A 12,818-nucleotide genomic window follows, 5' to 3' on the forward strand; every position below is an offset into this window, starting at 1 on the left:
ACAATCCATCCTCCAAAATATGCATTCTTAATCTGGAAATTAATTTATAGGTTTTACACCGTAATTTACCTGTTTTTCAGATTCTTCCTGCTGTTTTTTCTCTTGATACCGCTGTTCCTGTTCTTTAGTCATGTTCTTTTTCTGTTCTTCTGTAAGCTGACCATTATTACTTAAAAGGCCAAAGTACTGTCCTAGAACTTCTCTAACTGGGAACATAGAATAAATACTACTATCTCCCTGAGGTATAACACATACAACAGCTATTTCTGGATCATCTGCTGGAGCAAATGCAACACTCCATGTGAATGTTCCATAATCATCTTTAAATCTATCTATCTGTTCATCTGTTAAATCAGGTTTTAGCTCTTTCATAGCCTTTCTTAAATACTGTGCATTTATCTTATCAGTATCTTCTAATTTTACCTCTATTTTTCCAGCAAGCTGTTTTTCTATATCTTCTTTTTCTTCTTCAGTAATAGATTTGTCTTTTAGTTTAGCCTGTAATTCTTTCTTCTTAGCTTCAGATAATTCTTTTTCTTTTTTAGCTTTTAGCTGTTCTGCTAATTTTTCAGCTTGTCTAATATCAATTCCATAAGAAGAAGCATGAGATTTTAAATACTGATACTCATTTGCTGTTGGAATTTTACCTGTCATTTCTGCAGATCCTGTTTTTGCCGCTACTGGTATTGGGAAGCTTGACATTACTTTAGCACCTGTACCTTTTGTAGCAACTAACTTCATACCTTTAGTCAACTCTTTTAATGACTCTGGGTTTTTAAAGTTTATTTTTTCTTTTTTATTTTCATCTATAGTTACTGAGCTATAGTCACTAGATACTATTTTATCTACTACAGATATATCTACTAGGTAACCTCCATTTGCTATTGCTGCAACATATCTAGCTACCTGTGCAGGAGTATATGCATTTTCCCCCTGTCCTATACTAAGGTTGAATGTATCCCCTGTTCCCCATTTTGCTGAGTTAAAGTAACTATATACGATTAAATCTGCTATTTCTTCTACTTTATCTTCTTTTACTTTTAGCTCTTTTAATCTATTCATAGCTTCTACTCTGCCTGGAGTTTCATCTTCTGCTGCCCAACTAACTATTTTATCAATTCTTTTTTCATATTCTTCTCTATTTTTAGCTCTAGTTATGTCTGTAAAAACATTAGCCATCTTTTTATCTATATCTGCTCTTAACATACTCTGAACTGATTTTAATTTATCTTCAGTATTAGGTACTTTACCTTCACTTTCACCAATTTCATCATCAAGTCCAACTTTTTTGTCGAATCCAAACATTTTGGCATATTTTAATATTTTTTCAGCTCCCATATCTATACCTAAATCTTTATTAAGCATCCAGTTTTTACCAGTACCTAATGTAAAGAAGTATATATTACAAGATTCTTGTATTGCCTTATATAAGTTTGTCCGTCCATGATTTCCACGACCGTGGTTCCAAACGTAGTCCCCAAATGTCTTAGCTCCAAATTTTATAACCCCTGGGTCATTTATTGTATAATTAGGATCTAATCCACTTTCTAAGGCTGCCATTCCTGTTACCATTTTAAATGCAGAACCTGGCTGGAATGCACCATGTGTTGCTAAATTTATAAGTGCATTTGGAGCTAGTGTATCATTTTGATTCTCTGGCTGTAACGCTTTATAATCCTCTTCACTAATTCCATTTGCAAATTTATTAGGGTCAAAATCTGGATAACTTGCCATAGCTAATGTATCTCCAGTTTTTACATCTATTGCAATTATCGCTCCAGATTTAGCTTTTGGTACAGCTGATGCACTTACATCTCCAAGTTTACTTTTAAGAGTTGCTCCTGATTGTGCTTTTATAACAACCTGTTTAAGCGCATCTTGTGCTACTTTCTGAAGTTCTAGGTCAAAACTTAGATATACAGTATCTCCAGAAACCGGATCTTTGGAGTCTATTTCTCCACTTATACGTCCAAATGCGTCGACCTGAACCTGTTTATATCCATCTTCTCCCCTTAACTGATTTTCATAATATTTTTCTATTCCAGATAGACCTACCATATCATCTTTGTTGTATCCCTTTTCCAGATACTCATCTACTTTTACTGAAGGTATCTTTCCTAAATATCCAAGTACATGAGATGCTAACTCTTTATTAGGATAATATCTTACCGGCTGTGAATCCACAGTTACCCCTGGTAAGTTTATAGAGTTTTCTTCTATCTGAGCAATTGTATTTTCTTTTATATTCTTAGCTACTGTAACTGGGCTATACTGAGAATATCCTTGTGATTTTATTAAATCTTTTACAAGCATAATCTTTCTAGCATCGGCATCACTAAGAGTTTTATCTATACCTAATTTTTCACTATTTCTAAGTTTTAAAAATGCCTCTCTAGCTGTAGCTGTTTTTTCAATATCATACGATTCTAACCAATCATACTTATCTCTTTGTGCTGTAAATAGCCACTTACTAACAAGTATAGGCGGATAATATCCCTTTTCATTTAATTTTGACTGCAGATCAACCGGATCTAAATCTCTATCAGATGACTCTAATGTACCATTTGCAATTAAATCATCTACTATTTTATAGAATGTCTGCTTTGCATTGTATTTTAAAGGAATATTGTTCTCTTTTTTGTAGTCATTTATCTCTTTATCATAAGTATAGAAATATTTACCATTTTCTACATATATAGGGAACTCATCTACGTATTCTTCTCCATTTTTTTCTAGAAGATTTATAAGGTTTAATGCTATTTCATTAGAACTAGCCTTAGAATCCTTATCTTTATCCTGTTTATTTAAACTATCTCCAGATATTTTAACCGCAAATTGGTTTTTATTTCCTGCAAGAAGTCTTCCATATCTATCTCTTATTTCACCTCTTGGTGCTTCTATAGTAAGATTTTTATATGTTTTACTCTGTGCAAGCTCTGTATAATGCTGATACTTTACAGTAGTAAGATATAGTATTTTAGCTAATATTACGGCAAAGACAACTAATACTATCTTTTTTATCGTATCTAGCCTAGGTATATTTTTCTTTTCTTCCATAAAATCACCAACTATTCTTTCATAAGTTTCATAATAGATCTTCCAAATAACTTATAGATTATAAATCCTACAAGAACATTTAAAAGAGGTAGTATTATAAATCCTTTTAGAATCATTATTAATATTCCATCTGTCTGATATGCAATTAGCGATATTATTATCATTAATAGCGATTGAAAAGCTGTAGCAGCTGCTATCAGTGTCATTCTCATACTAGTACTTTCTACATAGAAATTTTTTCTATAATGAGCTATAACAGCTGATATTGTTGCGTATACAAGCGCATTAAATCCAAAGATTCCACCAACAGTCATATCTACTATAAAACCTAATAGCAATCCTATCACACCTGCTTCTACTTCATCCATATAAAGAGATGACATAACTAAAAATGGTAAAAGTATGCTAAATGTCACGCCAAATATATCGATATAATTTATAACACTATTTTCAAGAATTATAAGAAGAACCCCTGTAATAAAAAGTATCATTCTCTTCATAACACAATCTCCTTATCCTATATTTCTAGGTTTTATAATCATTACATCATTTACATCTTTAAAATTAACATATGGTTTTATAACAACAGATTTTAAAGATTTATTCTTATCATCTATAACTTTTTCTATTTCTCCAATAGGAATATCTTCTGGATATAGTCCCATTCCAGATGTAACAATTATGTCACCCTGAACAACCTCATATCCTGAGTCAAACATGTATCCATTTAAATAACCATTACTTTCATATGCTTTTTCTTTTCCAGCTGATGTACTAGTACTTATAACACCTTTAGCTGCCGTATTGTTTACTATCTTAAAACTAACCGCAGATTTACTATCTAACATAGATATAGCCTTGCAACTATTTCCAGATACTTCGTAAACTATACCAACTAAGCCTTTTCCATTTATTACTATACTATTTTTTTCTACACCATCATTTTTACCTACATTAAGTACAAATGATTCATACCAGTTTCCATCATTTTTTTCTATAACAGAACCTGATACTATACTCTTCATTCTGTCAGCACTTACATAGTTTAGACTCTTTTTTAAATCCTCAAGAGATTCTAGTTTTGCTGATTTAGAGTTTAAATCTATAACCTTAGCTTTTAACTCTTCATTTTCTTTTTCTAGCTCTCTCATTTTATTACTATTTTTTTTGAAATTCATTAAGTCAGACGCCCCCTGCTTAACAAACTCTAGTGCTGAGTCTATAGGAGATGCAGTAGCTGCTGCTCCATCAGACACAATTCCTACAGAGAACGGTGATGTACCTGAATATTTTATCACCGATATACTCACAATTCCAATTAAAGTGATAGCAACCACTACAGTTGCTACCACTTTAGAATTTATTTTTTTCTTTTTAAATTTGTCAAATTTCAACTAAATCACCAACTTTATTTTCCAGCGTTCATCATTAAAACTTTTTCAAATATAACTTCATCTTCTACAGTTTTTCCTGTTCCCAGAGCAACACAATCAAGAGGTGCTTCGGCTATTTCTACCTTCATTCCTGTTTCTGAAGCTATAAGTTTGTCAAATCCTCTAAGTAGTGCTCCCCCACCTGTAAGCATTATTCCGTTTTCCATTATATCTGATGCTAATTCTGGTGGAGTTTTTTCAAGTGTTGATTTAATTCCATCTACTATAGCATTTACTGGTTCTTTTAATGCTTCTCTTACTTCTGTAGATGATATTGTTATAGTTTTAGGTAGTCCTGATATAAGGTCTCTACCTCTTATTTCCATTTCTTTTTCCTGATCATCTTTATAAGTTGATCCTATGTTTATTTTTATATTTTCTGCAGTTCTTTCACCTATCATAAGGTTGTATTCTTTTTTAACGTAAGCTATTATAGCATCATCAAATTCGTCCCCACCTATTCTTATAGATTTAGCGGCAACTATTCCTCCTAATGATATAACTGCTATTTCAGAAGTACCACCACCGATATCAACTACCATGTTTCCTTCTGGTTCTTCAACTTTAAGTCCTGCACCTATTGCAGCTGCCATTGGTTCTTCTATTAAGAATGCATCATTAGCTCCAGCCTGTCTAGCTGCATCTTCTATAGCTCTTTTTTCAACTTCTGTAACACCAAATGGTACACATATTGCTATTCTTGGGCTTACTACACCTTTATTATCAGATGCTTTTTCTATAAAGTATCTTATCATAGACTGAGTAACATCAAAATCAGCTATAACCCCATCTTTCATAGGTCTTATAGCTACTATATTACCTGGTGTTCTACCTATCATTCTTTTAGCTTCTTCACCAACAGCTAAAACTTCTCTACTGTCATCTCTTACAGCTACAACAGATGGTTCTCTTAATACTATTCCCTGCCCTTTTATGTACACAAGAGTATTAGCAGTACCTAAATCTATCCCCATATCTTTTGTCATTTTCTGGAATCCACCAAAGAATCCTCTTTTTTCTTTCTTTGCCATTTTACTTCTCCTTCCAATCCTTTAAAGTCTAACTATTCTTAGTAACTTTCTTAATTACATTTTTCTGCTTTCTTTAAAACTATAATATATTCCATCGCCAATTATTATATGGTCGATAACCTCTATTCCTATTATTTTTCCACATTCAATCAATCTATCAGTTATGTGTATATCCTCATTTGACGGCTCCACATTTCCAGACGGATGATTGTGAATAAGAATAATCTTATTTGCGCTTTTTTTGATAGCTTGCTTAAAGACCTCCCTTGGATGCACTAACGAAGAATTTAAAGTTCCATGAGATACATCAATATCTGTTATAATCTCATTTTTAGTATTCAAAAGCACTGTTTTGAATATTTCTTCTTTTAAATACCTCATTGACTCCATATAATACTTATATATGTCCCAAGGATTTTTTACTTGATATCTGACAATCTCAGATTCAGCCACTCTCACACCCAATTCTAAAGCAGCCTTAATCAAAGTAGCTTTTGAAATGCCAATTCCTTCAATCTCGCATAACTCCTCTATTGAGGAACTTTTCAGAAATCTAATTCCTTCATGATCTACTTTTAGCAATTCATTGGCAAGTTCTATAACTGTTTTATTTTTACTCCCAGTCCTCAATAAAACTGCTATAAGTTCTGCATTAGATAGGCTCTCTACACCATCTTTAAGCATCTTTTCTCTAGGAAATTCATCCTTTACGCTATATTTTACCTTTCCCATATACCTACTTAACGCTTCTGAAACTCCAATACTTACAACCCAAATTAAACAAATCTACCTTCATTTAATTTGAATATATCTATATCGAAATCATTTTTTAATATTTCAGCTGCAGAAGATATCGGAAATCCTACTATATTGAAATAATCACCTTTTATATATTCAACTAAAAGACCTCCTAGTCCCTGTATACCATAAGCTCCTGCCTTATCCATACACTCTCCAGTTCTTATATATGAATATATTTCTTCATCAGATAGATTTTTAAATTTTACTTTACTTACACAATAATCGTTTATTTCTTTTTTTAAACCTAAGCATAATATACTTATACCTGTTATAACATCGTGTTCTTTCCCAGACATCTGTTTTAGCATATTAAATGCTTCATCTTCGTCTTTTGGTTTGCCAAGTACATTATTATTTAAAACAACCATAGTATCCGCTCCAATTACTATACTATCTAAATTTTTACTAGCTATATCATGAGCTTTTTCATAAGAAAGTCTTTTTACCAATTCTTCTGGACTTTCATTTTCCACAATTGTTTCCTCTATCTCACTTTTAATTATATCAAATTTTAGATTCATATTCTCTAGAATTTCTTTTCTTCTCGGTGACCCCGATGCTAGTACAATTTTCACTATATCACCTCTTTATTGCACTGTTTACGTACTTATTTAGTCTATCATTATATCATAAAAATTTCAATATATATGTCCTTCCTTTTTAGTTACACTATTGTTATTTACTCATATATAGGATATTATACTATGCTAATTTGAATTTTAATTGCAAATATAGAAGATATTAATTTATTCATTAGGATAACATTTAAACCTAAATTAATCCTAAAATTTTATCAGCAAAATGGCAAAGAGAGAAAAAAGATTTTATTAAGTTTTAAATGAACTTCTTTAAGAATGTTTAAATTACATAAAAAATAAAATAAAAAAAAAGAGATGTAGAATTCCTCTACATCTCTATTATTTACAACAATATTAAATTTTATTTCGATTATACTAATTTGATTGCTTTTTTAGGACATTTCTGCATACATAAGTGACATCCTACACATTTATCCTGATCTATTTCGTGAGCTACTTTAAGTTCACCAGATATAGCATCAAATTTACACTGTTTAGCACATATTGTACAACCAACACATAAATCTTTATCTATTGTTACTTTCTGTCTTTTAGCTAAATCTCCTGCTATTACTTTTGTAGGACATTTTTCAACACATACCATACATCCTACACATTTTTCAGGGTCTATTTTAGCTACGTTGTTTTCAACGTGAACTGCATCAAATTTACAGTTCTTTTCACATATACCACAACCTATACATCCAGCAGAGCAGTTATCTTTAACTACTTTACCTTTCTGAGTATTGTTACAGTTTACTATTATTTCCTGAGAAGCTGGTTTTTCAACTATTAATCCTTTTGGACAAACTTCTCTACATTTACCACAGTTAACACATTTTTCCTCGTCAACTACAGCTACACCATCTACTACATGTATAGCATCGAATGCACAAACAGAAACACAAGTTCCTAATCCTAGACAACCCTGTGCACATGCTTTTGCACCACCATTAAGAACAGATGCTGCTCTACATTCCTGAACACCATCGTATTCAAATTTATCTTTTGCTTTTTCGCAAGTACCTTTACATATTACATGAGCTACTTTTCTTTCACCAGTTTCAGCTTCTACACCCATTATTTCTCCAACTTTGGCTGCAACTGCTGCTCCACCAACTGGACATGCGTTTATAGCTGCTTCACCTTTTACTATCGCTGCTGCACATCCTCCACAACCTGGGTATCCACATCCACCACAGTTTGCTCCTGGAAGTACACCAAGTATTTCTTCTTCTCTTGGGTCAACTTCAACAGCGAATTTTTTTGATGCAAAATCAAGAATTAATCCGAATATTAACCCTAATGCACCTAATAATATTACCGCTTTTAATATTTCCACTATTCTTCGCCTCCCCGTTTTTATAACTTAATAAGTCCTGTGAATCCTAAGAAAGCGATTGACATTAAACCTGCTGATATTAATGTTATAGGGAAACCTTTGAAAGCTTCCGGTATATCTGACAATTCTAATCTTTCTCTTATACCTGCGAATATTACTATTGCAAGAGTGAACCCTATACCTGCACCACAACCATTGATTATAGTTTCTATTAGGTTGTATCCTTTGTCTATATTAACTATTGCTATACCAAGAACGGCACAGTTAGTAGTTATAAGAGGTAGGAATACCCCAAGAGCCTGATATAGAGATGGACTCATTTTTTTGATTACCATTTCAACGAACTGAACTATAGATGCTATAACAAGTATGAATGCTATAGTCTGAAGATATTCAGTTCCAGTTTTTACTAATAACATCTGTATGAAATAAGTTATAACTGATGCAAGTGTTAAAACGAATGTAACTGCAACACCCATACCTACAGCAGTGTCAACTTTTTTTGAAACCCCAAGGAACGGACATATACCAAGGAACTGAGATGTTATAACGTTATTTACAAGAACTATACTTAAAAATAATAGTACTAAATTCATTCACCTACACCCCCATTATGCCTTTTTATTTTTTAATTTATTGAATCCTGCGAATAAGAATCCTAGAGTTAAGAATGCTCCTGGAGGAAGTATGAATATTAATATTGGAGTAAAGTGTGCTCCAAATAAACTAAATCCAAATAAGCTTCCGTTTCCAAGTAATTCTCTAACTGCTCCTATTACTGTTAGAGCTAGTGTGAATCCTATACCATTTCCAAGACCATCTGCTGCTGAAGCAACTGGACCGTTCTGGCTTGCGAAACTTTCTGCACGAGCAAGTATTATACAGTTAACAACTATAAGTGGTATATATAAACCTAGTGCCTGATCTAGTACTGGTATATACGCTTTTAATAACATACCAACAATTGTAACGAATGTAGCTATAACAACTATGAAAGATGGTATTCTGACTTTATCAGGAATTACCTTTCTTAAAAGTGATATTGCTATATTTGAACATGTAAGAACTACCGCTGTAGATAATCCCATACCCATACCATTTATTGCTGAAGTAGTAACAGCTAGAGTAGGACACATACCTATTACCTGTACAAATGTTGGGTTTTCATCTATTAGTCCATTTTTAAAGACTTTACCGAAACTCATTTAAAACCCTCCTTATTTATTTAATGCGTTAAATACATCTATTGCAGCATTTACACCGTTTGTAACTGCTGTTGATGATATTGTTGCACCTGATATTGCAAGTATCTGATTGTCTCCTGATGCACTACCTTTAGCTACTTCAAGAGGTTTATCTGTTTTCTTTCCGTCATACTGTCCATTGAATGCTTCATCTTTAGATTTAGCACCTAGACCAGCTGTTTCTGACATTGTACCTATATCAACACCTGTTATAGTTCCATCTGTTGATATACCTATTATAACTTCTATAGCTCCACCGTATCCACTTGGAGTAGCTTTGAAAGTATATCCTACGTTTTCTGATCCATTAAGACCTTCGTAAGCTTCTACTATAAGGCCATCACCTTTTCCTTCGAATTCAGAGGCATCTAACTGTTTGAAATCAGTAGCATCTGGAAGTACAGACTGTCTAAGTTCATTGTTAGCCTGAATATTTCTTTCTTCTATTACTGGAGCTGTTATCTGGTTAGTTCCTGCTAGTAAGAATGATGCTACAGCACTTATAACTAATAATGTTCCACCAACTTTTACTGCACTATTCATTATTTTGCCTCCTTCCCGAATACTCTATTTTTAACGAATTTATCTATTAAAGGAGCAAGACAGTTAACAAGTAATATTGAGTAAGATACACCTTCTGGATATCCACCATATAATCTTATAACTGAAGTGATTACACCTGCAAGAACTGCATATATAACCTGTCCTTTTTTAGTCATAGGAGATGTTGCGTAGTCTGTCAGCATGAAGAATCCTCCAAGCATTAAACCACCAGCCATTAACTGATATATAGCGAACTGTAAGTTAAATCCACCTAAAAGGAAAGTTAAAACGAATACTGTTACTATATATGCTACTGGCATTACATAACTTATAATTCCTTTATATATAAGATATACTCCACCTAATATAACTAGTAATGCACAAGTTTCACCTATACATCCACCAGTATTTCCAAGGAACATATCTGATAATGATATATTGTTTGAAGCTAATTCTGCTAAACCAGCTGGACCAGCTTTTAAGAAACTAAGTGGTGTTGCTGTAGATACAGCATCAAGATTAGCTGATGATACAAAGTTAACACCAGTTTTAGTCCATGCAGTCATAGCTACTGGGAATGATGCTAATAAGAATGCTCTAGCTGCTAAAGCAGGGTTGACAAAGTTGCATCCTAATCCACCAAATACCATTTTTACAACTACCATTGCAAATATTCCACCTAATAAACACATCCACCATGGAAGTGAAGCTGGAACGTTGAATGCTAATAATAAACCTGTTACAACAGCTGAAAAATCACCTATTGTACTTTTCTTTTTCATTATTTTACAGAATATGTGTTCTGATCCTACTGTACCAAGTATACAGAAGAACATAGCACTTAAAGCATTAAGTCTGAAGTAGAATAGACCTGCAAGTGCTGCTGGAACAAGTGCTATAATAACTTGTTTCATTATATATGATGTATCTTCATTACTTCTTACATGAGGAGAAGATGATACTATCAATTTATTTTCCATTGTTTTTCCTCCTGACTTTTATTATTTTTTCTGTGCTGCCTGCTGTTTTCTTCTCTTAGCACCGATTTCTCTCTTAGCTGTTCTTATTGTCTGAACAAGAGGTCTTCTAGCTGGACATATGAATGAACATGAACCACATTCTATACAATCCATAGCGTTGAATTCTTCGGCTTTGTCGAAATCATTTTTCATTGAATATGCACTTATTAATAATGGCTGTAAGAATGATGGACATACGTCTGTACATCTACCACATCTTATACAGTTCTGCATTTCTGGAGTTCTTGATTCTTCTTCTGTTAAAAGAAGTATACCTGAAGATCCCTTATTAGTTGAGATTTCTGTATGCCACTGTGTGAATCCCATCATTGGTCCACCCATGATAACTTTACCAAGGTTAGTACCTTCTTTGTATCCACCACACTGGTCTATTATTTCATTTACTCTAGTACCTATTTTTGTTACTAAGTTTTTAGGTTCTGCTATACAAGGACCTGTTACAGTAGTTATTCTTTCTACTAAAGGCATACCTGTTGTTATAGCATCTGCTATAGCAGCCGCTGTACCAACGTTGTCAACAACAGCTCCTGCAGCTATTGGAAGTCCACCTGATGGAACTTCTCTACCAGTACATGCATATATTAACTGTTTTTCAGCACCCTGTGGGTATTTAACTTTTAATGTAACAACTTCTATTTCTGGGAAGTCTTTTGCTACATTCTGAACAGCTTCTATAGCATCTGGTTTGTTTTCTTCAATTCCTATAAATCCTTTGTTTACATCTAGAACTTTCATTAAAGCTCTACATCCTAAAACAACTTTTTCTGGCTGTTCTAGCATTAATCTGTGGTCAGCTGTTAAGTAAGGTTCACATTCTGCACCGTTAAGTATTACGAACTCTGCAGTTGATCCTGGAGGAGGACATACTTTAACGTGAGTTGGGAATGTTGCACCACCCATACCAACTATACCGGCCTCTTTTATTATTTCTACTATTTCTTCTTTTGAAAGATCTTCTAACTTACCATGAGGTTTAACGCTTTCATGAAGTTCTTCTTTAAAGTCATTTTCTATAACTATACACATACCTTTACCATTTGGTATTTCATGTGGTTCTATAGCTATAACTTTTCCTGATACAGAAGAATGTATGTTGGCAGAAACGAATCCACCAGCTTCAGCTATTTTCTGGCCTAGCTTAACTTCATCTCCTACTTCAACTATAGGTTTTGCCGGAGCACCTATATGCTGCTGAATAGGAATGTAAACCACTTTAGGAGCTTCAGCTCTTTCAATTGGCTTTTTGTTAGAGTACTCTTTTCCATGTGGAGGATGTATACCTCCCTTAAAAGTTAAGAGTTTCATTATTTTACCCCCTATCTATAATAAACAATTTTTCTATCATATATTAGTATACTATATATAATAAAAATACTTAAGTATTGTTAAAAAAATATCTCCAATTTTACTCACAAACTTTAGAAATCTACCTTAATTCAGGTATTTTCTCTTATTTAAAACATATACTTACTATAATTAAAGATATATGTTTCTATATTTTTTTATTTTGTCATTCTATTTGTCTATTTTTCAACAATTGTATCTTGTATACATATGTATTTATAAAAACACATTAAAAATAGACCTTTAAACAAGCCTTCATAAAAAAAGTATAGCTTAGCGTAAAATTTCAAGCTATTTATTTTATCCAACACCTTTTTAACTTCTATATTATAATTTATATTCAAAAATTTTTCAATTGTTTTCATACTTTATCGTCATTTTTTTATACTTTATGAATATTTCCTT

The 12,818-nt window shown here is 32.8% G+C and carries 12 protein-coding genes; all 12 read right to left on the reverse strand.

Features of this window, described 5'->3' with window-relative positions:
* Positions 1-39: 39 nt before the first annotated feature.
* Complete coding sequence (locus KGNDJEFE_RS09530; RefSeq protein ID WP_006440824.1) at positions 40-3,057, reverse strand: penicillin-binding transpeptidase domain-containing protein; 3,018 nt, start codon at positions 3,055-3,057, stop codon at positions 40-42.
* Between the two features lie 11 nt (positions 3,058-3,068).
* Positions 3,069-3,557 (reverse strand): rod shape-determining protein MreD, encoded by a 489-nt coding sequence (gene mreD / locus KGNDJEFE_RS09535; RefSeq protein ID WP_148881845.1) that lies wholly within the window; start codon positions 3,555-3,557, stop codon positions 3,069-3,071.
* A gap of 12 nt (positions 3,558-3,569) precedes the next feature.
* Positions 3,570-4,451 carry a rod shape-determining protein MreC gene (mreC, locus tag KGNDJEFE_RS09540; RefSeq protein ID WP_006440822.1) on the reverse strand — a complete coding sequence of 294 codons (882 nt, stop codon included), beginning with the start codon at positions 4,449-4,451 and terminating at the stop codon, positions 3,570-3,572.
* A 14-nt stretch (positions 4,452-4,465) separates the two neighbouring features.
* Positions 4,466-5,521: a rod shape-determining protein gene (locus tag KGNDJEFE_RS09545; protein ID WP_006440821.1), complete on the reverse strand. Its 1,056-nt coding sequence runs from the start codon at positions 5,519-5,521 to the stop codon at positions 4,466-4,468.
* Positions 5,522-5,575: 54 nt separating this feature from the next.
* The gene (gene radC, locus KGNDJEFE_RS09550; RefSeq protein WP_006440820.1) at positions 5,576-6,253 is read right to left on the reverse strand and encodes a RadC family protein; all 678 of its coding nucleotides are present in this window, start codon (positions 6,251-6,253) and stop codon (positions 5,576-5,578) included.
* A gap of 44 nt (positions 6,254-6,297) precedes the next feature.
* Positions 6,298-6,897 carry a Maf family protein gene (locus tag KGNDJEFE_RS09555; RefSeq protein WP_006440819.1) on the reverse strand — a complete coding sequence of 200 codons (600 nt, stop codon included), beginning with the start codon at positions 6,895-6,897 and terminating at the stop codon, positions 6,298-6,300.
* A 373-nt stretch (positions 6,898-7,270) separates the two neighbouring features.
* A complete protein-coding gene (locus tag KGNDJEFE_RS09560; RefSeq protein WP_006440818.1) occupies positions 7,271-8,242 on the reverse strand; it encodes an RnfABCDGE type electron transport complex subunit B in 972 nt (323 codons plus the stop codon).
* A 20-nt stretch (positions 8,243-8,262) separates the two neighbouring features.
* Positions 8,263-8,838 (reverse strand): electron transport complex subunit RsxA, encoded by a 576-nt coding sequence (gene rsxA / locus KGNDJEFE_RS09565; protein ID WP_006440817.1) that lies wholly within the window; start codon positions 8,836-8,838, stop codon positions 8,263-8,265.
* Positions 8,839-8,853: 15 nt separating this feature from the next.
* Entirely contained in the window at positions 8,854-9,447 is a 594-nt protein-coding gene (gene rsxE, locus KGNDJEFE_RS09570) for an electron transport complex subunit RsxE (RefSeq protein WP_006440816.1), read from the reverse strand.
* 12 nt (positions 9,448-9,459) lie between these two features.
* Positions 9,460-10,029, reverse strand: a complete 570-nt coding sequence (locus tag KGNDJEFE_RS09575) for an RnfABCDGE type electron transport complex subunit G (protein ID WP_006440815.1) — start codon at positions 10,027-10,029, stop codon at positions 9,460-9,462.
* Positions 10,029-11,009, reverse strand: a complete 981-nt coding sequence (locus tag KGNDJEFE_RS09580; protein ID WP_006440814.1) for an RnfABCDGE type electron transport complex subunit D — start codon at positions 11,007-11,009, stop codon at positions 10,029-10,031. Before KGNDJEFE_RS09580 ends, KGNDJEFE_RS09575 begins: the two co-directional genes overlap by 1 nt.
* Positions 11,010-11,030: 21 nt before the next feature.
* Positions 11,031-12,374, reverse strand: coding sequence for an electron transport complex subunit RsxC (rsxC, locus tag KGNDJEFE_RS09585; protein ID WP_006440813.1), 1,344 nt, complete (start codon positions 12,372-12,374; stop codon positions 11,031-11,033).
* Positions 12,375-12,818: the final 444 nt, after the last annotated feature.

This window comes from Peptacetobacter hiranonis (genome assembly GCF_008151785.1).
Lineage (GTDB): Bacteria > Bacillota > Clostridia > Peptostreptococcales > Peptostreptococcaceae > Peptacetobacter > Peptacetobacter hiranonis.